This window comes from Geminocystis herdmanii PCC 6308, assembly GCF_000332235.1.
Lineage (GTDB): Bacteria > Cyanobacteriota > Cyanobacteriia > Cyanobacteriales > Cyanobacteriaceae > Geminocystis > Geminocystis herdmanii.
Window position 1 is genome coordinate 3,440,391 of record NZ_CM001775.1, and the last position, 24,191, is coordinate 3,464,581.

Here is a 24,191-nt window from a genome sequence, read left to right on the forward strand (position 1 = left end):
ATAAGTATAATTATAAACGAGTTGGCATTTCAAAAGTATTTTCTTGTACTTGTCCCACCTTACCAAACTCTTGAGGTTTTTCACCATTCACACTCACCATTAAACCTCCGGCATTTCCTGCGCGAATAGTCACTTTTTGTTTGGCTACCCACTGTTTTTCTGTGCCTTTGGTAAGGATACCCTCAAAAGTCGGTTTACCATCAACGGAAATTCTCACCCAACAATCATCTTTTAAGGCGACTTTAACCGTTAATTCTGTGGGAGTGGGAGGCTTTTCTTCTTTTTTTTCCACAATAGAAATAGCTTCGGGATTCGTATTAACGGGAGGGGAAGGAATGGGAGGATTTGTCTTTGTTTCTATGACTTGTTTTTGGGGTATTTTAGTTTGAGTAAAAAGGGATGATTCTAAGATTGTACTTAAACTTTTAATGGAAAAAAACAAGAGTAAAAAATAAAATATATATAAATGTTGTGGTTTAATATTTAGTCTAAAGTTAAATTTTAATCCTTGAAAAATATACTTTTTAGTCTTTACTTTTGGCATTAATTCTAAAGGAAATTTCTCAGTTAATTCTTCTCCATTTAATTGAAGATAATTAGCGTATTTTTTGATTAATTGTATTGTAAAAACTGGTTCAGGTAAATGGGATAAATCACCATTTTCAATGGCTTTTAAGATACTAATGGGAATGTGTAAGTTATTGGATATAACTGCTCGATCGAACTCTAATTCTAAACGTTTTTCTGTTATTATAGTTGCGATATTATCTAATTGTTCTTGCCTTATTTCGTCATAATTGATAATTTCTATAGCTGGTTTTTTTAAAAAATTCATAATTAATATTGTCCCTATTTAACTATTAAAATAAAAAATAAATTTAAAAATAATCATTAAAGTATAGTAATATTTTTTTCACGCAAAGACGCAAAGACGCAAAGAAGACGCAAAAATTAAATTCTTTTTAGGAATAAATCAATCAATCTTCTCTCTTTCCTCGTCTTCCCTTTCAGCTTATCTCCTCAAATCCTCTATCATGACTTTTTCAGTTTGTTTCAACATTGTAATTTCTTCTTTTGTCAAATGACGATATTTTCCGTAAGGTAATGAACCAACTTTGAGAAATCCGATGGCTTTTCGATGTAAACTAATCACAGGATAACCAAAAAACTCCCCTATATTGCGAATTTGACGATTACGCCCCTCTTGAAGTACTATCTCCATTTTAGTTTGATTATTATGTCTTTGAGTCACGGTTATTTCCGCAGGAAGGGTTTGTTTTCCTTCCCACATAAATCCTTCTGACCATTGTTGTACAATTTTATTGGTAATATTACCTTTTACTGTGACAATGTAGGTTTTTTCTAAGTGGTAACGGGGATGAGTTAAATTCAGAGTCAATTCTCCATCATTAGTTAATAATAACGCCCCCGTAGAATTTCGATCGAGCCTCCCTACCGGATGTAACCCCCTCCCTGATTTTAACTGAGAAGGTAATAAATCCATCACTGTTTTTCTGCCTTCAGGATCATCACAAGTACAAATGTAATCTTTAGGCTTATTCAGTAAAATATAGACTAACGAAGGGCGAAAATTCTTATTTAAAACTTTACCATCAATTTCGATCGTATCTTTTAAAGGATTCGCCTTATCTCCCAACTGGATATTTTCCCCATTAACTTTAATTCTCCCTTGAGAAATCATTGTTTCAGCCTCTCTGCGAGAAGCGATACCCCATTCTCTTAAAATTTTTTGTACTCTTTCCGTCATAAATATTTTTGATTCTCTTACTTTAAATATGATAAATTATTTCTTGAAAAGATGTTCAGTATTAAGGGAAATTGAAAATATAACTAATTCTCTATTCAAGTCTATATTGTAATAATTTTATTCTTTTTATTTAAAATCAATTTTTAAAATTCATGGCAATTAAAAATAAATCAGAAATTATCAGTCATATCCTAACTCCAGCGATTAAATTTTGGTTGCGTAGCCAATTAGAAACCGTAGAAGATTTAACCATGGAAATTCATGCAGGAGATAAGCAAATTTTGACAGGAAAAATTAATCAAGTATCCCTCGAAACCACTAAAGCTATTTATCAGGGTATTCATGTTAGTAAAGCCTCCGTTAATACTGAAAATATTGCCGTTAATTTAGGAGGAATATTAAGGGGAAAACCCTTAAAACTTTTACAGCCAATTTTCGTTAAGGGAGAGGTAATTTTATCTGACAATGACTTACAAACTTCTCTCGAATCTACTCTTTTACATCAGGGATTAATTGATTTAGTTTCTTTACTTTTAAACCATCAACAAATACCAGACTACGAAAAAATTTTAGCTCAATATAACTTTTTTTGGCATAATATCACCCTTAAAGATGATAAGTTTATTTTAACCGCCGTTTTAACTAATTCGATCGAACAAAAATTTAACCTCACCATTACTTCTAACTTAACATTAAAGGACGATCGAACCCTTCTTTTCAACCCCATAGAAATTATTGGCATTCCCACCATAGAAAACATTATTATTAATAACTTTGAAGTGGATTTAGGTAACGATGTCGCCTTAGAAAAATTAATTGTAACCTCTCAAAATTTATCCTGTATCGGTAAATTGAAAGTTGTTAGTGAATAAAAACTTTACTATACAGTATTTTTTTACTTATCAATAAACCCTCTCTCACCCTAGTCAGTAAACTTGGATGTGTTTCACCTAAAACCTAAAACCTAAAACCTAACACCTAACACATCTCCTCATCAGAAGCGTTTTTCAGCAACCCCTAATCAAGGATTACGCTTCACTTTCAATTTGTAAAAATAATAATCCCATGACTACCGCAGGCATAACTAAACCAACGGCAGGTACTAAAATACTAGGTAAAAAAGCGGCTGCAAAATCTCCAATCATGATTGATATGTTCCTATTTTAAAAAATAAAATTAACTTAAAAGGATAATACTGTGAAGTTAGACCAAAAAGGATCAAATATAAAGATTCTTAACAAAAAATCATCATTCACCCTCGATCGAGTTAAAGTAACCTAAAAATAGTTCAATTTTGATAAAAACTTTAAGGAGATTACATAAAAGCAATGAGTATTGACGTAGTTAATTGCGGTAACGATCCTCAAGTAGGAAATTTGTCCACACCTGTAAATGGATCAGCTTTTACCAAAGCCTTTATTAATGCCCTTCCTGCTTACCGTCAAGGTTTATCCGCTAATCGTCGTGGATTAGAAGTCGGCATGGCGCATGGTTACTTATTATACGGTCCTTTTGCCGTATTAGGACCTCTCCGTTTAACCGATTATGGACCTACTGCTGGTTTATTGGCTACTATTGGTTTAGTATCCATCCTCACCATTTGTTTATCTATCTATGGTGCGGTAGGAGTAAGTAAGCCTACTGAAACTTTAACAACTCCTAATGTACCTATGGATTTAGCTACCAAAGAGGGTTGGAGTGAATTTGCAGGTGGTTTCTTATTAGGCGCTTGTGGCGGTGCATTTTTTGCATTCTTTTTATGTGAAACTCCCCACTTAAAACCCTTAATTGAAGTTGCTAGTGGTATTTGGTCATCATAATCATAAACCATTATTAATATAGTAGGGTGGGCATTGCCCACCTTTTTTATTTTATGACATAAAGTATTAAACTCATATCTTACATCTACCCAAAACTTGTAAGAGAAAGTAAAAAAATAAGAAGTAATAAGTAAGGAGTAAGAAGTTAGAAGTAAGGAGTAAGCAGTAAGGAGTAAGAAGTAACGAGTAATGAGTTAGAAGTAAAAAGATATACTTGTGAAGGTCATAATTTGATGTTATAAAAAAACTATTCCCCATTCCCCACTTCCCATTCCTTACTTCCATCAATATCAAATTATTTCCTTGCTGAGGATATTTTCAATTAAATCAGTAATTCGATCGAACTCCAAAGAATTAACAATATTAGATAATCCCTCTTTTAAGTATTCTTTATCAGCAGGAATTTGTTGAATTAAACTTAAAATTAAATCCTCATTTAATTCAATACTAGCCTGATATAATTCTTCCAACCATTCCTCAGACATAATCGCAAAATCCGATGAAATTAATTCCAGAGATTTTTTCGGAGGAGAATTATCGTTTATATCACTATAAATAAAACGAACTCCTAAATGCTGAGTTAACATAGAAAAAATCGTATCCTGACGGAAAGGTTTCCTCACAAAATCATCACATCCTGCTGATAAAATAATCGCTTTTTCCTCCTCTAAAACACTAGCAGTTACCGCCACAATCGCCGTTGCATTACCTTTCACCGTACTTTTAATTATTTTAGTAGCTTCATAACCATCTAATATCGGCATTCGCATATCCATAAAAATTAAATTTGGTTGCCATTCTTCCCATATTTCTAAGGCTTCCTTCCCATTATTTGCTTCCTTTAAAATAAATTCAAATGGAGTTAATAATTTTACTAATAATTGACGATTAATGTCTTTATCATCAACAATTAATATTTTATATCTAGGTTGATTTTTTTCAATGCCAATTACTTGAGAAACTATATTATGAGAATTTACTTCATCAGAAGAAACTGATTTAGTTTTGATAGTAAAAGAAAAAACACTTCCTTGATTTTCTTCACTAAAAACATCTACTTTTCCCCCCATTAAGTTAACAAACTTTTTCGTTATAGATAATCCTAATCCAGTGCCTTCATTAACTTCTTTTCCTGTTTTAGTTTGAGTAAAAGGTTCAAATAAAGTATCTAATTCTTCGACTTGAATACCTTTTCCTGTATCCCTAACTATAAACAATAATATCAAATTATTTTCATCTTCTTCAATGTTAGATATTTGCAAACATATACCACCTTCTTCTGTAAATTTAATACCATTACTAATTAAGTTTAATAAAATTTGTCTCAGTTTAGGTGCATCAGCTTCAATAAATTGTGGTATATTATCTAATTTTTCGACAATTAATTGTAATCCTTTTTTTTCGCATTTATATTTAAAAATATCTTCAATATCATCTAATAGTTGATAAAGATCAATTTTTTCTACATTTAAACTAATTTTACCTGCTTCAATCTTCGATAAATCCAAAATATTATTAATTAAATTTAATAAATGTTCCCCACTACGATTAATAATATTAATACTATCTTGATGCTCTTGAGGTACATCTTTTGCCCTTAAAATAATTTGAGCAAATCCTAGGATAGCATTAAGAGGAGTACGCAATTCATGACTCATATTCGCTAAAAATTCACTCTTAGCTTGATTCGCTACTTCGGCTTTCTCTTTGGCTTTAGATAATTCATCTGTCCTCGATCGTACTTTCTCCTCTAAGTTTTGTAATAAATCCTGTATTTGTTTCGCCATACGATTAAAAGCCATGGCTAAATTACCTAACTCATCTTTTTGAGTCACAACCACAGGATTATCATAGTTACCTTCTTTGAGACGAGAGACACCTTCATTAAGTTGTAAAATTGGTTGACTGATATAGTCAGTCGTCCATAAACCAATAAAAAAAGAGACAATCAGAGTAAGAAGCCAAATAATTACTGTTATCCTTGTATTTGCTTCAATATCCCCCATTACATCTGCTTCTGGTAATAAAATTACCACTAACCAAGGTTTATTTAAATTACTTTCAAAGGGGAAAATTTGCACAAAATAAGGAATATTATCTAGTTTTACTTGTAAAAATTCAGAGTTTTTAATATTCTTAAAATTACCCAATTTTTGGGTAACTATTTGATAAAGTTCTCTAATTTTGGGTGATTCACTATTAATAATATTTACTCTTTTTGCTTCTTGTTTAAGTTTGTCTGCTTTAGGATTAGTGATAATAAAAGGATGTTCTAAAGAACTAGCTACAATATCTCCTGATGATTCTATAATAAAAATATCTCCAGTTTTACCTATGGATAATTCTTTTAAAAAATTACTAATTAAAGATAGTAATAAATCACTAAATAAAACTCCTTCTAATTGATTATTTTTATCATAAATTGGCACCACCGCAGAAATAGCTAAACGGGGTGTGCCTTGATAAATAAAAATATCACTCCATGTGGCTTTTCCCTCTTTAACTGCTTTTTGATACCAAGGGCGTTGTTGATTGATAAAATTAGGAATTACAGTTTTTTGTTCAAGTCTTTTACCTTGATTATCTGTGCCATAAATTCTTAAATTTAAGGGTGAAGAATCATCCATAATATTAAACTCAATATTATCATTATCTAGCCTTTCTACCCCAATTAAATGACCTTGTTCATTCGCATAACCAATAAAACCAATAGCTCTAAAATTATTAATTTGTTTCCATAAATATTTCTCCATTAAAGGAAAATCATTATAGTTTAACATTCCAAAACTATTATTATCTAAATTAATTTGATTAATTTGTAAAGGAGTTGATAAATAATAGCTTAATTCTTGTTCAACTTTTTCATTAATTTCTATCTGTAACTCTGTGGCTAATTTAGCTACAGCTTTAGTACTATTAGAGAAAGAAATATACCCCACTAATCCAACACTACTAATCATCGGTATAACTAATAATAGAATAATCCGAAAACGCAGAGACAAAAAAAGTAACATAATATTTTAATAAGTTAATTACTTAATTTTAAGGCAATTTTATCTTAGAATGAAAATTATATCTTTATGCAATAAAAAATAAATTATATGAACACTGAATTAACCGATATTGATTATAAGCGTAAAATGCAGCGCCGTAAAGAAATTCAAGAGCAACGTTTAGCTAATATGACGGATGAAAAAGGCTTAATTATTGTTCATACTGGTAATGGTAAAGGTAAAACTACGGCGGGTTTAGGTATGGTAATTCGATCGTTAGGTCACGGTTACAAAGTGGCGATCGTACAATTTATCAAAGGTGCATGGCAACCGGCGGAAAAAGAAGTATTAGAAAAGTGGAAAAATCAATTAGAATTTTATGCTATGGGGGAGGGTTTTACATGGGAAACCCAAGACAGAGAAAGGGATATTTTAATGGCGAATAAGGCATGGGAAAAAGCCAAAGATTTTATCCTTAATGCTGACTATAAATTAGTATTATTAGATGAAATTAATATTGCTTTAAAATTAGACTATTTAAACTTAGATGATGTCTTAAATACTTTAGCCGAAAAACCCGAAGATACCCATGTCATTTTAACTGGGAGAGGTGCAAAACAGGAGTTAATCGACAGGGCTGATTTAGTAACAGAAATGAAACTGATTAAACATCCTTTTAAAGAACAAGGAATTAAGGCGCAAGCGGGAATTGAGTTTTAGGAGACAGGCAGATAGGAAGACAGGCAGATAGGAAGACAGGCAGATAGGAAGACAGGCAGATAGGAAGACAGGCAGACAGGAAGACAGGAAGACAGGAAGACAGGAAGACAGGAAGACAGGAAGACAGGCAGACAGGGAGATAGTTAAAATTTGTTTTTTAATTCTTCATTCTTCATTCTTCATTCTTCATTCTAATAGTGCTTGAGCTTTGAGGATGATTTCTTCAAATTCCTTGTGTTTATCGGATAAAATCGTAATTGCACCCCCAACGCCGATCGAACTCTGATTTGGGGTTATAATAGCGGTACGAATGACGATATTTAAGTCCATAGTACCATTGAGGGCTAAAAATCCGATACTACCCGAATAAATGCCCCTTGCTTCTGTTTCTAACTCGTCTATAATCTCTAGTGTCTTCTTTTTTGGTGCGCCTGTCATTGAGCCTCCGGGGAAACAAGACTTAATACAATCTATGGCGGTGATTCCTTGTCTGATTTTTCCCTTGACAGTGGACACCATTTGATGTACTGTGTTGTAGGTTTCGATCGACATTAATTTCGGTACAGTAACAGTCCCCACTTCACAAACTCTACCTAAATCATGACGCAACAAATCCACAATCATTAAATTTTCCGCTCGTTCTTTTTCGCTAAATTTGAGAGCATTTTTTAGCTGTATATCTTCTGTTTTGGTTTTACCTCTTTTTACTGTACCCTTGATAGGTTTTGATTCTAAAATACCCTCTTTATCTAATAGTAAAAACCTCTCAGGAGAAGAACAAACTATAGTCATTTCTCCCCACTGTAAAAAGGCACTATAGGGCGTAGGATTAATTTTTCTTAACTGTAAATAATAATTTAAAGGCTCGTTAATACTAGGTAAGTAAAGATGATTTGTTAAACAAATTTCGTAACTTTCTCCTTGTTTAATTTTTTCTAAACAAGTTTCTATATTCTCTAAATATTCTTGACTATTTCTACTTAATTTATAACTATAATTGTGTTGATAATTTTTACTCTTAATAGCTGGTTTTGACTTTACTAATTTTAGTTTATTTTCGATGTCATTAAACCATTTATTCGCCGTTATTTCTTGGTTAATTTTATCTAAAAAAATTAAGTAAATTTCTTGACAAATATGATCAAATATGATGGCTCGATCGACAAACATAAATTGAGCATCAGGTAAAGAAGATTGATGTTTATTTTCATAGCCACACAATGCTTTTAACTCATAACCAAAATAACCCATTAAACCACCATTAAAATTGCAAGGCAAATCTTGATTATCCCATCGATAATTATCTAAAATATCCTGTAAAAAAGTAAAAATATCCCCTGTAAAAGTATTAATTTCATTGTTTTTCGTTACCTTAATTTCTTGCTTATTAACATTGTATGCAACTAAAAAACTATTTTCTCCTTGAGCATCCCCCATGTAAGAAAATCTTGATAAACCTTCTTCTACCATACTGCTATCTAACCAAAAACTATGACTAGATTTACTATAAATTTCTTGAAAAACTAGAGAAGAGTCCACAAAAATATCTAACTTTTTACTATAAATTTGATACTCTTTATTAAAAGTTTTGTCTTGACAAGTATCACTATTTATTGTACTGTAACTAATTGATTTTGAGTCAGTTTGTAGTAAGGGTTTTAATCCTTGATGTATTTTATCGTTAGAATTATGATAACTTTGAGTTAAATTATAAAAATTAATTAGTAACTCCTTGCCATATTCAGAACAGATAGATTCAGGGTGAAATTGTACACCCCAAAAAGGCTTAAATTTATGCCTAATTCCCATAATTAAATTATCCTTTGTTGTGGCAATAACTTCTAAGTCTGAGGGGAGAGGATAATCAATAATTAAAGAATGATAACGCACCACTGAAAAAGGAGAAGGAATATTGCAAAAAAGAGACTTTTGTTGATGATAAATCTTACTAATTCTACCGTGAAAAGGCTCGATCGATCTCTTAATTTTTGCCCCATAAAAATAACCTAAACCTTGATGCCCTAAACAAATACCTAAAACGGGAATATTTGCCTTTAATAACACCTCACCGCACACCCCAAAATCGGAGATATTTTCAGGATTTCCCGAACCCGGAGAAAGTATAATATTATCAAAATTTAGCTCATTTATTTCTTGCCAAGATAACTGATTATTCTTAATAACCAAAGGATTTACCCCATTAACTTCCGCTAATAAGTGATAAATATTATAAGTAAAAGAATCAAAATTATCGATGATTAAACTTCTCATAGAATTTTTAAATTAAAAAGATAACTAATAGGTAATGTTCGATCACGCAGTGCCGTTTCACGATCGAACTTTGTAACTTTAAAATAAATTATTGATCAAAATAATGATCCATTTATAGACAAATAACCATAAAATTGACAATAGACATCTAAGAAAAATTAGTAAAAAAAGGGTTAAAACCCTTACTACAAACAAAGAAACAAAGGAGATTTAACACTATTTTTACACCACCATTAGCAAAATTAATCGAACAATTACAAAAGTTACCCGGTATAGGGGCAAAAAGTGCGCAAAGACTAGCTTTTCATATCCTCAAGCGTAGTGACAAAGACGCAGAAAAACTCGCCCAAGCAATTCTTGATGCTAAAAGACAAATTGGTTTTTGTCAACGTTGTTATCACTTGTCAGCCGATCCTATTTGTGAAATATGTCGCAATCCAAATCGAGATCAAAATGTGATTTGCGTAGTAGAAGACTCGAAAGATGTCATCGCCCTAGAAAAAACACGGGAATATCAAGGTTTATATCACGTCTTAGGAGGTGTTATTTCTCCTATGGATGGTATCACCCCCGAACAACTTAATATTCAAACATTAATACAAAGAGTAGGACAAGGCAATATCAAAGAAGTCATCATGGCGATTAGTCCGAATATTGAAGGAGAAACCACTACTTTATATGTGGGAAAACTATTACAACCTTTTACAAAAGTTACCCGTATTGCTTTTGGTTTACCCATGGGAGGAGACTTAGAATATGCTGATGAAGTGACTTTAGCAAGAGCGTTAGAAGGCAGGAGAGACTTAGGTGATTTCTAACAATAAGTGAGTTAGCAGAATTAATTGTCTATTTACATTAAGAAAGGCAAGGGGTAACATGGTATTGGGGTGAACGAAATTTTAGTTGGGAAGATAAATAGTTGGGTTTTTGAGTAATGAGTTAAGAAAACTCCCATCATCATGTATTGGAATAAAACCATGAACGTTCAAACAATTTAAGAACTTTTAATCTATGATTGTTACCAAGCTGTTATATAAAACTTACTCATAGTTACCTATGACGTTTACTTCTTGCTTCTACCAGTCAAGTCGGCTTGATACTGTCCACAAGCGTTGATTCGGGTGTAACCCACCCTACTTTTATTATTCTAATTAATTGATTAATCTTGAATAATAACTAATTTTTTATTTAATTTAATCTTTAAATTAAATAGTTTTAACAGTCTTGGTTATCGACTTCATTAAAAGCTAACATATTTTTAAAAAAATGTCAACCTTTATCCCGTGAGTAGGTATAAACAACTATAATAAACTATTAGTTAACAGTTAAAAGCTCTTTCTAGAGTAAAAAACTCATTACTCATTACTTCAAGTCAAATTTACGGTAATTTACCAACCATTTTTTCCCTCACCCTCTTTGATATTTCCCCTATCTTCACTGATAGACTTTTCATCATGATTTTGTTTTAATGCGTATAATGTATCAACATTAAAATTATTGATTATTAGAATTATGTGTGGAATAGTTGGTTATATTGGTACACAAACCGCCATTGATATTTTAGTTAGTGGCTTAGAAAAGTTAGAATACCGAGGCTACGATTCAGCAGGAGTAGCCACCATCGTCGATAATAAAATTTATTCTACTAGAGCGAAAGGCAAATTATATAACCTTCGATCGAAATTAGAAAAAGAAACCAACACCGCTAAAATAGGTATCGGGCATACTCGATGGGCAACCCACGGTAAACCAGAAGAATATAACGCCCACCCTCACCAAGATAATAACGGTAAAATTGCTGTAGTGCAAAATGGCATCATTGAGAATTATCAAGACTTAAAAAAAGAATTAATTAGCAAAGGGCATCAATTTATCTCCGATACCGATACCGAAGTTATCCCTCACCTTATCGCCCAATATTATAACCCTGACAGTGACGATCCTTTCATGGATGCGGTTAACAAAGCCATTACCTATTTAGATGGTGCCTTTGCCATCGCTGTTTTATGTGCTGACTATCCCGATGAATTAATTGTAGCCCGTCAAAGCGCTCCCCTGACCATCGGATTTGGACAAGGGGAGTTTTTCTGTGCTTCCGATGTCACCGCCTTAGTTAACCATACCAACACGGTTTTATCCTTAGAAAACGGGGAAATTGCCCGTTTAACCCCTTTAGGAGTAGAAGTTTATGATTTCTCAGGGAAACGCCTCCGTAAAACCCCTCGTACCCTCGATTGGAGTCCTGTTACCGTTGAAAAACAAGGCTTTCGTCACTTCATGCTCAAAGAAATTCATGAGCAACCCTCCGTGGTGCGTACCTGTTTAGAAGCCTACCTTAACCCCGATTGGCATAGTGAAACTAACCCCGATGAAAACCCTATTACCCTTAACCTCAAACCCGAATTATATCAAGACTTAGAACATATCCAGATCGTCGCCTGTGGTACATCTTGGCACGCAAGTTTAGTTGGTAAATATTTACTAGAACAAATTGCAGAAATACCTACTTTTGTACAATATGCTTCAGAATTTCGTTATTCTCCCACCCCCATAATGCGTAATACAATTACAATAGGCGTTACTCAATCTGGGGAAACGGCGGATACCCTTGCGGCACTTGAGATGGAGCGTCAACGTCGATCGAACCTCACAACCCCCTATCAACCTCGTATTTTGGGTATTACAAATCGTCCTGAGAGTACATTAGGAAGTATGGTTGATCAAGTAATTAATACCTATGCAGGTATCGAAATTGGAGTTGCCGCCACGAAAACTTTTGTGGCTCAAGTGATTGGTTTTTATGTGTTAGCCCTTGATTTAGCTTGGAGAAGAAAAACCGTCACCCCCTCACGCATGGAGGAGATATTAACAGGTTTATTGCAATTACCCACCCAAATTGAGCAAATTATCCACAGTGAGGAGTCCAAAATTCGGGATTTAGCCCATCAATTCCCTGATACCAGAGACTTTATTTTCTTAGGTAGAGGTATCAATTTCCCCATTGCTTTAGAGGGTGCATTAAAACTCAAGGAAATCAGTTATATTCACGCTGAAGGCTACCCCGCAGGAGAAATGAAACATGGTCCGATCGCGCTTTTAGATGCTCATGTACCCGTAGTTGCGATCGCAATGGGGGGAAGTGTTTATGAGAAGGTGATTTCCAATGCCCAAGAAGCGAAGGCGAGGGATGCCCGTTTAATCGGTGTTTTACCCCAAAACCATCAAGAAGATATGTTTCAAGATACTTTACTCGTGCCTGAAGTAGAAGAAATCTTGTCTCCTATCTTGGCGGTGATCCCCTTGCAGTTACTAGCTTATTACATTGCATCCATGCGCGGTTTAGACGTAGATCAACCTCGTAACCTAGCGAAATCTGTAACAGTAGAATAACGGTAGGGTGGGCATTGCCCACCTTGTGAAAGAATAATATAGTTGGAAACTGAATAATAAACTTGGAAACTAGAGAATAAAGTTGGAAACTATGAAGGTAAAAACCAAACTTTCTCACAACACAATTTTGTTTAAAATGCAAGTCATTACTTCAATACAAACCCACGGCTGGAAGTTCGGGTATCACTTTTCTGAAAAAAGATCCCAAATGGGTTCTATACTTGTATCGATCTTATTAAAATCAACTATAATTTTTTTGACACTGCATATTACAATATTTTTGATAGGTTAATATAATGACAAATTATCGTATTAAACTTTGGAGTTATCCACTATTTCAAATTCCTCTCATCTTACTAGGAATCTGCTTAACTATGTTACTTCTCTTTTGGCTATTGGGTTTTGGCAGACCTCAAGTGGCAGTTGCGATCGCACTCGACGTAAGCGGAAGCACATATGAAAGCAATATAGACAGGTTCAATGCTACTGGTACAATTCTTAATCAGCAAGTAAAAGCAGTACAAGCCTATCTAAAAGAAAATAACCAAGAAACTTTACGCCGTCCAAACCAAGTCAAAATATTTGGATTTGGGGGAGAAATACAACCCTTAAATAACCAATTTGATAGTAATAGTCAAAAAGTAGAAGAATCCTTATTAAAATCATTACAAGAGGATCAAAGTTTACGCAGTGAAGCCATGGGTAATGGCACTGACTTTAACCTAGCTATCAGAACCTCTATTGATTCTTTAAAAACCATCGAAAAAAATTGTAGAGAAATGATTTTAGTGACGGATGGACAAGGTGATGTTTCTCCTACGATCGTAACGGATGCAAAACTAAACAACGTAAAAATTAACGCTATTGTCGTTGGTGGGGAAGCACCTCAATTATTAGGAGCGTCCATTGCTACTGGGGGAACTTATTTATCGGGTAGCACTAGTCAATTAATCACTTTTTTCACTAACAACTTTTTTCAAGAGTTTAACAGTAACTTGAAATGGATTATTTTTTGGTTAGCCATGAGTTGGATTTGCCTAATGTGGGTTTTAGTCCTTCCATTGGATCGATGGGTTTTTCAAGGATTATTCAATCTAAATATAGATCAATCTGGGAAATTAGCTTTATCCAATGCTCTTTTTTGGACAACAGCAACACTTTTTTTCCTTTGGCGTTTTTGGGGTATTCCCTTCTTCTCTGGATGTTAAAAACTTTATCCATAGCATGGCACTAATGCCAATTCAATTAGTGAAAATGTCTAGTGCCATATACAAAAAATAAGAGAGTATGTATGCTATATTCAGAAAGATATAATAGATATAGGGCGGGGATAACTCCTTCCATTGTGATCGGAGTAGGAGGAACGGGGGCAGAAGTATTGTCAAGACTTCGTAGATTGGTAGAAGATACCTACGGTAGTTTAGATAAATTTCCCATTCTTGGTTTTCTCTGGATTGATACCGACAAGCACTATAGAGTAAGTAACTCCAAAGTCGCAGGTAGTGAATTTAAAGATGCTGAAAAATGCCTAGCAACCTTGACAGATACTGAGTTGGAAATCAAACTCAGGAATATAGAGCAGTATCCTTATATTCAAAAGTGGTTTCCCGACGAACTAACAGAACATTTTACATTCGAAAACCTAAACCGCAGTCCTTCTGCAATTAGAGCTTATGGACGGTTTGCTTTTTTTCATAACTACGCCAAAATCAAAGACTCTTTCCTAGGGGCGATTCAAAGAGTCAATGGACACAATAGATATATCTATGATACTTTTGGGATAGAGGTAGCAAACGAGCTTAAAGTATTTATTACTGGCTCTCTTTGTGGTGGTACGGGTAGTGGAATGTTAATTGATTTAGCTTATTGTATTCGTCATTGGCTTCAGTATTTTCCAGTTCCTGACATAAACTATAATGAGATAATCAGCATATTACCTATGCCCAATGCTTTTGCTGGTATTAGCGTGGGCAGTGGCTTAATGGCTAACGGTTATGCGACTTTGATGGAATTAAGTTATTTTTCCGACGATCGCACTGTTTTTGAAGAAAAATATAGTAAAAGTAATCTTGATTTTATTCGCAGTGAAAAATCTCCCTTTGATTTTACCTATCTCGTGGGTACAAAAAATGGACAAACTGAATTTAGTTTAGGACAAATAAGGGAACTTATCGCTCAAAAACTCTTTTTGAATACGACTTCTTATCCCCTTGCTCTTTATCGAGAAGGTATTAGGAATAAATTAGTAAGGGGGGGAAAAGATACACTGGGAAGAGGCTATTCTAAGCAATTTCTGAGCTTTGGTTTATCCACCATTGAAATACCCATCAATCAAATTCGTGCCTGTTTAGGAAATCGCCTTGCGAAAGACTTACTTAATTGGTGGCTTAATGATTCGGTACAATTACCTCCAGAAATGCTCGAATCAGTGCCGAGGGAAATTCTCAAAAGAATGCGCCTCACAGAAACAGAACTAATTACCGATGTAACAATGGTGAAAGATCGCCCCTTATCTGTCTTCATCACTCAATGGCTTAACCAAATTCGGGAAGAAATTACCGAAAAAAATCTTTTAGAATGCACCAAAACAGGTTTCAGTATCATAGGCACAGAAAAAGGGAAAATTCTCACCTTTATTCCATACCTTCAAGAGAAACTAGAAATTTTCCAAGCCGAAAACCTTAAAGACAACAGCCCCGATCGCACCTTACATGGGGAATATCATCAAATCATGTACTGCAATCAAGATAACATTATTATCAGAGGTTGTGAAGCTCTGGAAAAAGAACTCTATCAAATCTTAGACGATCGTAATCGAGGAGTGAAATTTGCTGAATTATTCTTAATGGCAATAGATCAATTTTTTGACGAAACAATAGCACAACTTGAAATGGAAATAGAATTTGAAAGAGCGATCGAACTAGAATACTATAAAAACTATGAAGAAATTAAACTAGACTTTAACGAACTAAAAAATAAATTTGGTATCACTAAACAAGCCAAAATGGAACAGTTGTGTGAAACCGCATTAACCGCCATAGAAGATACTATTAATATCATAATCAGCAAAAAATCACGAGTTATTGCTTTAGAGATTATTGAGCGTCTTCAACAGCACCTTAAATTCTTGCAACGTCGCTTTGAGCATTTCCGCCAGATTACTATTAAATTCAGAGATTATTTCAATCATAAATCACAAGAAGAAGCCGACAACGCTGATACCCTTGAAATCAATGGTCTTAAACTGTTCGATCGACAAGAATTAAACGATCTTTATCAAGATTTAATGGAACAGTTAGCAGGAGGTTATCAGGGTGCTAGAACTGCTTATGACCAGGGATTAGACTCTATTTGTGGAATCATCTCTGATGACATTCTCAACCAAGCAAGTCCTTTGTGGAAAGAAAACCGTCAAGCCGATGAAATCATGCGTCTTTTTGATTTAACCGCCATACAAGAAATAAATCATCCTGACTTACAAAACATTATTTATCAAAGAAGTAAAAAAGTCATTGAACAAGCGCCCGAAGCCAGTAAGATTAGAACCGAATTATCCTCATCGACTCGCTTCGTCAAAGTATATAATGATCCCACTGAACGAGTGGAAAAGATTCGTCTTGTATATCAACAATCTCACCCCATGATTATGCTCAATCGACCTATTTTGGATGGTGCAGGTTTTACTCCTTATAAATATACCGACGTGGCTATACTAGGAGGATTCAATACCACCGATAATGCGTCACAAAAGATGTTACCCATAATTCAAAAATTTGTTCCTCATAGTGATGATATTAAACCCATTGGGGACAACGAAAGACATCGTCTGATTTTTGTCCAAGAAATGGGGGGCTTTTCTCTCCGTTGTATTGAAGGAATGGAAGTGATTCGACAATCCTATCAAGAGTGGCTAGGACAAACTATTCAAGCTAAACGAGCTAAACTAGCAGGAGAACACGCTCAAACTCCTATTCCATTACACCTTTCCAAAGCCCTAGCAATTTGGGATATTTTCCCCGAAGATGACAGGATTTATGAATTAGTGGTTCAGGCTAGAGCTTTTAATATCTTATTTACGGACATTAACCAAGCCACCAAAGAGCCAACCATTTGTTATCAAGTTGAGACAGAAACTGGTACAAAAAAAATCTATATGGCTTCTAACTGGGAAGAAGTAACTCAGGCTTTAGAAGTTCCCGTCTGTTTATCCGATAAAGAAGAAATTGAACGTCAAGTTAACAGTATCTATGAAGCATCTTTAGACAATGAAGATAATAAAACTGCTATTTTCCAAAAATGCCAAGATTATCTTACTCAAAGAGCAAGAGAATTACAAGATTTTGGGGGTGATCAAAATCCGATGTATCTCAAAGATAGTGCTATCATCGAAAGATTAGTTCGACAGTATAAATTAAAAACGGACGATCGAACTATGGCTTCAAGATTTTCAACACCTTCCTTCTTGACGGAATCCGTTGATACTCAAGTTCTACAAGAGCAAAGTATGGCAAAATTAAAAGAGTTAATTGAGATGTATAAAGGAGGTTTTCTCACCAAAGAAGAGTTTGAGGCGGGTAAAAAACGATTGCTAGGACTTACACAACCATAAAGAAATGGTGTCATTGCGAGGAACGAAGCAATCTTTAAAAGTTCAATTTGAAATCAATTTGATTAGAAAGACGATTAGGAAGTGGCGTTGCTCGATCGTACTCTTTGCACTTTAAAAAACGTAACAAAATAGTCAGAACACAATCAAGTTTATTATTTACACTTAATATCATAGATAAAAAGAGAAAAACTATGCCAGAACAAGAGAAAAGAGGAATATCCCCCACCGTTTTGATAGGTGTTGGGGGAACGGGCGCTGAAGTGCTATCGAGAGTGCGAAGATTTGCAGAAGAAACCTATGGTAGTTTAGATAAATTTCCTATTCTCGGTTTTCTGTGGATTGATACCGACAAAAATTATAAAGTAACTAATCCTAAAGCCGCAGGAAGTAAATTTAAGGATGCGGAAATCTGTCTTGCCACCGTCACGGGGACAGAGGTGGAAACTAGACTCAAGAATATGAATAATTATCCTTGGATTCAAAAGTGGTTTCCCAATGAACTAGAAAGAAGTGTCACCTCCCTAGAGCAAGGCGCAGGGCAAATCCGAGCTTGTGGACGATTTGCTTTTTTTTGTAACTATGCCAAAATTCGAGACTCTTTCCTCTCAGTTATTCAAAGAGTTAAAGGAAAAAACCGATATATGTATGACACTCTAGGCATAGAAGTAGCAAACGAGCTTAACGTATTTGTAACAGGTTCTATTTCTGGTGGTACGGGTAGTGGGATGCTCATTGATTTAGCCTACTGTATTCGTCACTGGCTTCAAGGAGAAGGAACGACTGAAATAACAGGGATAGTACCTATGCCCAATGCTTTTGCTGGTATTAGCGTGGGCAGTGGAGTTATGGCAAACGGTTATGCGGCTTTGATGGAATTAAGTTATTTTGGCGACGATCGCACTGTCTTTGAGGAAAAGTATAGTACCAGTAATCTTGACCTTGTTCGCAGTGAAAAACCCCCCTTCGACTTTACCTATCTTGTGGGTACGAAAAATGGACAAACAGAATTTAGTTTAGGACAAATCAGAGAAGCCATCGCCCAGAATATTTTTCTTGATATGACTTCTGGTTTTGCACCTCATAAACGTAGTATTCGGGATAATATCAAACAAAAATGGCATGGCAAAGACAACCAAGGAAGAGGATACCCCAAGCAATTTCTGAGTTTTGGCTTATCTGCCATCGAAATACCCATCACTCAAATTCGTGCTTGTTTAGGAAATCGCCTTGCTAAAGATTTCGTTAACTGGTGGCTTAATGATTCAGTACAATTACCTCCAGAAATGCTGGAATTAGTGCGAGGGGAAATTCTCAAAAGAATGCGTCTCACGGAAACAGAACTAATTACCGATGTGACGATGGCAAAAGATCGCCCCCTATCAGCCCTCATCTCCCAATGGCTTAACCAAATTCGTGCGGAAATTACTGAAAAGAATCTTTTACAGTGTACTCAACAAGGGGTTAATATGATGGGCGCTGAAAAAGGTAAGATTCTCACTTTCATCCCATATCTTCAAGAGAAACTAGAAACTTTCCAAGCCGAAAATCTGAAAGACAACAGCCCCGATCGCAGAGTTCATGGAGAGTATCATCAAGTTATGTATCGTAATCAAGATGCTATTGTTGTTCAAGGTTGTGAAGCTCTGGAAAAGGAACTCTACCAAATCCTTGAAGATCGTAATCGAGGAGTAAAATTTGCTGAATCTTTTTTATTAACTGTAGATCAAGTCTTTCAAAATACTGCCGAACAGTTGAGAAAACAACTAGAAGTCCAAAGCAAAATAGAAGAAGCAAAATATAAACAGTACGAAACCATTAAACAGGATATTAACGAACTTAAAGATAAATTTGGTGTCACCAAACAGGCAAAAATGGAACAGTTGTGCGATACCGCATTAACTGCGGTGGAGGGCGCTACCAATGCCCTTGTTCGGAAAAAATCACGAGCTATTGCCTTAGAAATTCTCGATCGTCTTCAACAGCACCTTCAACTTTTGCAACGACGTTTTGATAAATTCCGCCAGATAGCTATTAAAATCAGAGATTATTTCAATCAAAAATCAAAAGAAGAAGCAGACAGCGCCGATGCCCTTCAAGTTAACGGGATTAAATTATTCGAGCGACAAGAATTAAACGATCTTTATCAAGATTTAATCGAACAGTCAGCAGGAGGCTATCAGGGAGCTAGAACTGCCTATGATCAGGGGTTAGATTCCATTTGCGGAATCATGTCCGATGATATTCTCAACCAAGCAAGTCCCCTTTGGAAAGAAAATCGTCAAGCCGATGAAACTATGCGTCTCTTTGATTTAACCGCTATCCAAGACATTAACCATCCCGATTTGCAGGATATTATTTATCAAAGAGGCAAAAAAGTCATTGAACAAGCGCCCGAAGCTAGTAAAGTTAGAACGGAATTATCTTCTTGTACTCGTTTCCTGAAACTTTATAATGATCCCACAGAACAAGTCGATCGAATTCGTCGTGTCCATCAACAGTCCCACCCATTAATTATGCTTAACAGGGGTATCTTAGACGGGGCTGGTTTCCAACCTGCTAAGAATGAAAGTGTAGCTATTTTAGGCGGTTTTAACGCCACTGATAATGCTTCCCAGAAAATGCTACCTGTGATTACGCAATTTATCAAAAAGCCTGATGACAATATTAAACCTATTGGCGACAACGAAAGACATCGTCTTGTTTTTGTTCAAGAGATGGGGGGCTTTTCTCTTCGTTGTATTGAAGGAATGGAAGTAATTCGACAATCCTATCAAGAATGGCTAGGACAAAGTATTCAAGCCAAACGAGATAAATTAGCAGGAAAACACGCCCAACTACCCATCCCCGTACACCTCTCCAAAGCCTTAGCAATCTGGGATATTTTCCCCGAAGATGACAGGATTTATGAATTAGTGGTTCAGGCTAGAGCTTTTAATATCTTATTTGCGGACATTAACCAAGCTACCAAAGAACCGACTATTCGTTATCAAGTTGAGACGGAAATAGGCATGAGAAAGGTAGATGTTGCCTCCAACTGGGAAGAAGTAACTCAGGTTTTAGAAGTACCCGTCTGTTTGCCTGATAAAGAAGAAATCCAACGGCAGGTTAACAGTATCTATGAAGCGGCGGCAAAAAATGAAGCCTATAAGACTCCTATTTTCCAAAAGTTTCAAGATTATCTCTTGGAAAGAGCAAGAGAATTACAAGATTTTGGCGGAGATCAAAATCCAATGTATCTCAAAGATAGTGCTATCATTGAAAGATTAGTTCGAGAGTATAAGTTAAAAACAGACGATCGAACTATGGCTTCCGCATCTTCAACACCTTCCTTCTTGACTGAATCCGTTGCTACCCAAGTTTTACAAGCACAACCTCAAACCCTAGAAGCAGAGTTCGTTATTCAAGAGGAAACAAGTCGAGAGGAACTTCCCCCTTCCCCCCCAAGCTCAAGTCAAAGTACCAGTAACAATGGTGAAAGCATGGCAAAATTAAAAGAGTTAATGGAGATGTATAAGGAGGGTTTTCTCACCAGAGAGGAGTTTGATGCGGCTAAAAAGCAATTATTAGGACTTTGATTTATTTTTGTAGGGTGGGCATTGCCCACCACTCAGATTTTTTGTTAAATCATCTGGAATTACCCACCCATACCTGAGTTCGATATAAAAACCGCCCAGTTAAGCCCCCCGCCCCCAACTTTGGGGGAGTCAAACTGGGTAAAAGTCCCCAGTATTGGTGATTTAGGGGCGGACAGAATAACTTGAGTCACTAACCGAATAGTATTGGAAGGAATCTCTAACGACATAAATCTAATTGATCTTCTGGGGTTGTACTTTTTTGAATGGCAGAAGTACTAGATTCTATCTCTTTTGAGGTATTTATAGAACTATTTTGAATCTCTTGATAAAACTGAAGTACAGTTTCGATCGAAATTGCCCAACTATGAGAATCAATAACTTGTTGTACCTCCTCAGAGGCTTGAGTACCGTCTTTATAAAAATCGGCTGACTCCCATAAAGGATAAGCGTGTCTGCCATTGATGCCAATTAATTCTCCACTTTGATTTAATAATGGACCTCCACTCATGCCTTTTTTAAGCATATTAGTAAAACCGATTTGATAACCAGACATTAAAGATTGATCCAAGATTGAATAAACTTTTCCAGTGGTGAACAGAAATTTATTAGACTTAGCATGATTACTTTTTTTGTTTGTTTCTAATTCCTGTTGATCATTGTCAATCACAAAACCAGCCACAAACACCGAGTCTCCCATTCCGTAAGAGTTAACAGGGGCAACAGTTGTTGTTTTATAATTTTTCTGTGGAGATTGAAAAGATAAAACAGCTAAGTCCCAACAAAAATTTTTTTGACTGTTATAGGCAATTACTTGAGCATCATAAAATGTATCATCATGAGTTTGAATAACATAGCTATCATTCGTACCACTTCTTAAAACGTGACTATTAGTAATAATTTCGTACCTATGATCATTTTTAGAAATGATTGTACCTGAACCAATAAATTGATCGTCACTCCATATTTGAACAGTTACTTCCGTGGCAATTTGACTCACCGAAGTTTCAGAAGGCTTATTAGTGTCAGGTAAAACAATATTATTGATTCTTTCAATTATCGTTGACAAATTATTGTATGACCAATACTGTAATTTATCTTTACTAATACTGATAGAGTGAACCGCCACCATAGAGATAAGCAATAGTGGCAAAAAATTGTATTTCATTCTAATTACGATCTGCTGAAAAAGTCTTTTGATCAGGACTTAGGCAATAATAACGTATTTTGTGTATAATTTCAGTCTTATTCCCCTTACCTTCCCCTGTTGAGGTCTGAAATTTTTTCCTCTACGACTTTTAAACTATTTATGGCAGGTTGATAATCGGGTTTAAGAGTTAAAGCGGTTTCTAAGGATTTTTTAGCGTTGATATAAAGTTCCATTTTGAACTCCACGAATGCTTTGTTAGTCCAGATATTATAATCATCCTCTGCCATTGTGAGTGCCTGATTATAAGCATTTAACGCCTCTTCATCCCTGTCTGTAGCCTCAAGCAACATACCTTTGTTGACCCATGCTGGAACATATTTAGGATCGATCTTTAATGCTTGTTCTATATCCTTATTTGCTAACTCATACTCTTGTCTTTCTATCCAAATAAAAGCTCTGTTATTGTAAATTAAAGCAGAAGGAGGTAAACCTTGTTCGTCCCTCAACTTCACTGCCTTATCGATCGAGCTAGTGGCTTCTTTAAGATTTCCTAAAGCATAATATAATTCACCCTGAGTCATCCAATCAGCTGGATTATGTGTATTTAGCTTTAACGCTTCATTCAAAGAATCCAACGCACCCTGAAAATCTTTTAGTTCTAATAAAGCTCCTGCTTTACAACGATAGGCTTCGTATTTATAGATAGAAGGATTAACCTGAAGGGTTATAGCTTTTTCGCAAGATTCTAGGGCAATATCAAATTTTCTGTCAAAACCAGAAGCAAAACCTTTGGCAAACCAAGCTAAATATAAATCTTCCTTGAGATTGATCGCCTGTTGAAAAGCTCCCCTAGCCTCAGAAACTTTACCGATTCTCCACAGTTGATTTCCCCGTTCTAGCCAATAATAAGGGTTTTTTTTGTCTAAAGGCGTATGGGGAGACCAATCAGAAACCGTTGTTTCACTCATCACAGGAGGAGCTTGTTGCTCAACTGTTAACAAAGAATTAATCGATTGTGTTGAAGCCCAATTCATAAAAGTATTAATGGGTATGCCCCAACTTAAGCCAATTTTTATTCTTACGGGGACACCCACCTCATTTAAATAGTTTTTGATAATTTCATCTTCATCACCAATCTCACGGCCATCAGCACGACCATGAATGCCAATTAAACGACCTTTAGTATCTAAAACAGGACCTCCACTCATACCCGGGTGAGTAAGATTGGTATAAATTAGCTCATAACCACCTAAAAAATCATCTTGAGATGGATCTGGTGGAGAAGATATAGCCGAACCTGAATTATCAAATAAATAACCAGTAGCAAAAATTCTTTTTTCTTCATCTTTAAGGATAGGCCAACCCGAAACGAATACATAATGTTTATCTGAATTTTCGGTAAAAAGTTTGTTTGTATAATCCCTTGTCTGATACATTGCATAGTTAAATGTGGATATTTTGACCACAGGATAACTATTTTTACTCCTAAATTCCACTAAAGCTAAGTCAAGATTATTCGGCAAATATTGTACTTTTGTAATATCCAATTCGTGTTCTTTTTTGTCATAGGTGCGTAATTTAAAAAATTCCCCTTGTTTAACTTTATTGACAACGTGTCTTGCGGTAAGTACATAATACTTATCTTGATAATTAGCAATAATAACCCCCGATCCGGGCTCGCCTGAAGTCTCAATCTTGACAGTTACCTGCTGTGCAATTTTGTCAATTTCAGCAACATTTTGAGCCTGAACTAATTGAGGTTGAATCAACACTATGGAACAGGTAGCAAATAATAATCCAGAAATATAGTTATTAATCATCAAAAAATCCTCAAATATTTAATTGTTTTTAGTTACAATTTTTATGGTTAGTGAGCGTAGTCGCAATACTGTTCGATT

The 24,191-nt window shown here is 35.2% G+C and carries 15 protein-coding genes; 8 read left to right on the forward strand and 7 right to left on the reverse strand.

What is annotated here, in order from left to right:
* Positions 1–10: 10 nt before the first annotated feature.
* Positions 11–835, reverse strand: a complete 825-nt coding sequence (locus tag SYN6308_RS17300; RefSeq protein ID WP_017295708.1) for a helix-turn-helix domain-containing protein — start codon at positions 833–835, stop codon at positions 11–13.
* A gap of 177 nt (positions 836–1,012) precedes the next feature.
* Positions 1,013–1,768, reverse strand: a complete 756-nt coding sequence (locus tag SYN6308_RS17305; protein WP_017295709.1) for a pseudouridine synthase — start codon at positions 1,766–1,768, stop codon at positions 1,013–1,015.
* Positions 1,769–1,920: 152 nt separating this feature from the next.
* On the opposite strand from SYN6308_RS17305, the gene SYN6308_RS17310 reads away from it, so the two are divergent.
* Positions 1,921–2,640 carry an LmeA family phospholipid-binding protein gene (locus tag SYN6308_RS17310; protein ID WP_017295710.1) on the forward strand — a complete coding sequence of 240 codons (720 nt, stop codon included), beginning with the start codon at positions 1,921–1,923 and terminating at the stop codon, positions 2,638–2,640.
* Between the two features lie 156 nt (positions 2,641–2,796).
* On the opposite strand, the gene SYN6308_RS17315 is transcribed toward SYN6308_RS17310, so the two are convergent.
* Positions 2,797–2,913: a photosystem I reaction center subunit VIII gene (locus tag SYN6308_RS17315; RefSeq protein WP_017295711.1), complete on the reverse strand. Its 117-nt coding sequence runs from the start codon at positions 2,911–2,913 to the stop codon at positions 2,797–2,799.
* A 189-nt stretch (positions 2,914–3,102) separates the two neighbouring features.
* On the opposite strand from SYN6308_RS17315, the gene SYN6308_RS17320 reads away from it, so the two are divergent.
* Complete coding sequence (locus tag SYN6308_RS17320; RefSeq protein ID WP_202803917.1) at positions 3,103–3,588, forward strand: photosystem I reaction center subunit XI; 486 nt, start codon at positions 3,103–3,105, stop codon at positions 3,586–3,588.
* A 290-nt stretch (positions 3,589–3,878) separates the two neighbouring features.
* Here SYN6308_RS17320 and SYN6308_RS17325 read toward each other — a convergent pair whose 3' ends face one another.
* Complete coding sequence (locus SYN6308_RS17325; RefSeq protein WP_237741231.1) at positions 3,879–6,548, reverse strand: hybrid sensor histidine kinase/response regulator; 2,670 nt, start codon at positions 6,546–6,548, stop codon at positions 3,879–3,881.
* 141 nt (positions 6,549–6,689) lie between these two features.
* Here SYN6308_RS17325 and cobO point away from each other — a divergent pair, with 141 nt between their 5' ends.
* Entirely contained in the window at positions 6,690–7,301 is a 612-nt protein-coding gene (gene cobO / locus SYN6308_RS17330) for a cob(I)yrinic acid a,c-diamide adenosyltransferase (protein WP_017295714.1), read from the forward strand.
* A gap of 186 nt (positions 7,302–7,487) precedes the next feature.
* On the opposite strand, the gene pabB is transcribed toward cobO, so the two are convergent.
* Entirely contained in the window at positions 7,488–9,572 is a 2,085-nt protein-coding gene (pabB, locus tag SYN6308_RS17335; protein ID WP_017295715.1) for an aminodeoxychorismate synthase, read from the reverse strand.
* A gap of 218 nt (positions 9,573–9,790) precedes the next feature.
* On the opposite strand from pabB, the gene recR reads away from it, so the two are divergent.
* From recR to SYN6308_RS17360, 5 genes are all read left to right on the forward strand, one after another.
* Positions 9,791–10,390 carry a recombination mediator RecR gene (gene recR / locus SYN6308_RS17340; RefSeq protein ID WP_026102139.1) on the forward strand — a complete coding sequence of 200 codons (600 nt, stop codon included), beginning with the start codon at positions 9,791–9,793 and terminating at the stop codon, positions 10,388–10,390.
* A 694-nt stretch (positions 10,391–11,084) separates the two neighbouring features.
* Positions 11,085–12,962 (forward strand): glutamine--fructose-6-phosphate transaminase (isomerizing), encoded by a 1,878-nt coding sequence (gene glmS / locus SYN6308_RS17345; RefSeq protein ID WP_017295717.1) that lies wholly within the window; start codon positions 11,085–11,087, stop codon positions 12,960–12,962.
* Between the two features lie 296 nt (positions 12,963–13,258).
* On the forward strand, positions 13,259–14,170 hold the full coding sequence (locus SYN6308_RS17350) for a vWA domain-containing protein (RefSeq protein ID WP_017295718.1): 912 nt from the start codon (positions 13,259–13,261) through the stop codon (positions 14,168–14,170).
* Positions 14,171–14,253: 83 nt separating this feature from the next.
* Entirely contained in the window at positions 14,254–17,571 is a 3,318-nt protein-coding gene (locus SYN6308_RS22890; protein ID WP_017295719.1) for a tubulin-like doman-containing protein, read from the forward strand.
* Between the two features lie 191 nt (positions 17,572–17,762).
* On the forward strand, positions 17,763–21,146 hold the full coding sequence (locus SYN6308_RS17360) for a tubulin-like doman-containing protein (protein WP_017295720.1): 3,384 nt from the start codon (positions 17,763–17,765) through the stop codon (positions 21,144–21,146).
* 217 nt (positions 21,147–21,363) lie between these two features.
* Here SYN6308_RS17360 and SYN6308_RS22895 read toward each other — a convergent pair whose 3' ends face one another.
* Together SYN6308_RS22895 and SYN6308_RS17375 are read right to left on the reverse strand one after the other, a co-directional pair.
* Positions 21,364–22,311, reverse strand: a complete 948-nt coding sequence (locus tag SYN6308_RS22895; RefSeq protein WP_083879541.1) for a S1 family peptidase — start codon at positions 22,309–22,311, stop codon at positions 21,364–21,366.
* Between the two features lie 86 nt (positions 22,312–22,397).
* Positions 22,398–24,113 (reverse strand): tetratricopeptide repeat-containing S1 family peptidase, encoded by a 1,716-nt coding sequence (locus tag SYN6308_RS17375; protein ID WP_017295723.1) that lies wholly within the window; start codon positions 24,111–24,113, stop codon positions 22,398–22,400.
* Positions 24,114–24,191 lie beyond the last annotated feature (78 nt).

Bases quoted from the DNA above. Each gene is read 5' to 3' on its own strand.
- SYN6308_RS17300 (WP_017295708.1), bottom strand. From the start codon at position 835: ATGAATTTTTTAAAAAAACCAGCTATAGAAATTATCAATTATGACGAA.
- SYN6308_RS17305 (WP_017295709.1), bottom strand. From the start codon at position 1,768: ATGACGGAAAGAGTACAAAAAATTTTAAGAGAATGGGGTATCGCTTCT.
- SYN6308_RS17310 (WP_017295710.1), top strand. From the start codon at position 1,921: ATGGCAATTAAAAATAAATCAGAAATTATCAGTCATATCCTAACTCCA.
- SYN6308_RS17315 (WP_017295711.1), bottom strand. From the start codon at position 2,913: ATGATTGGAGATTTTGCAGCCGCTTTTTTACCTAGTATTTTAGTACCT.
- SYN6308_RS17325 (WP_237741231.1), bottom strand. From the start codon at position 6,548: ATGATTAGTAGTGTTGGATTAGTGGGGTATATTTCTTTCTCTAATAGT.
- cobO (WP_017295714.1), top strand. From the start codon at position 6,690: ATGAACACTGAATTAACCGATATTGATTATAAGCGTAAAATGCAGCGC.
- pabB (WP_017295715.1), bottom strand. From the start codon at position 9,572: ATGAGAAGTTTAATCATCGATAATTTTGATTCTTTTACTTATAATATT.
- glmS (WP_017295717.1), top strand. From the start codon at position 11,085: ATGTGTGGAATAGTTGGTTATATTGGTACACAAACCGCCATTGATATT.
- SYN6308_RS17350 (WP_017295718.1), top strand. From the start codon at position 13,259: ATGACAAATTATCGTATTAAACTTTGGAGTTATCCACTATTTCAAATT.
- SYN6308_RS22890 (WP_017295719.1), top strand. From the start codon at position 14,254: ATGCTATATTCAGAAAGATATAATAGATATAGGGCGGGGATAACTCCT.
- SYN6308_RS17360 (WP_017295720.1), top strand. From the start codon at position 17,763: ATGCCAGAACAAGAGAAAAGAGGAATATCCCCCACCGTTTTGATAGGT.
- SYN6308_RS22895 (WP_083879541.1), bottom strand. From the start codon at position 22,311: ATGAAATACAATTTTTTGCCACTATTGCTTATCTCTATGGTGGCGGTT.
- SYN6308_RS17375 (WP_017295723.1), bottom strand. From the start codon at position 24,113: ATGATTAATAACTATATTTCTGGATTATTATTTGCTACCTGTTCCATA.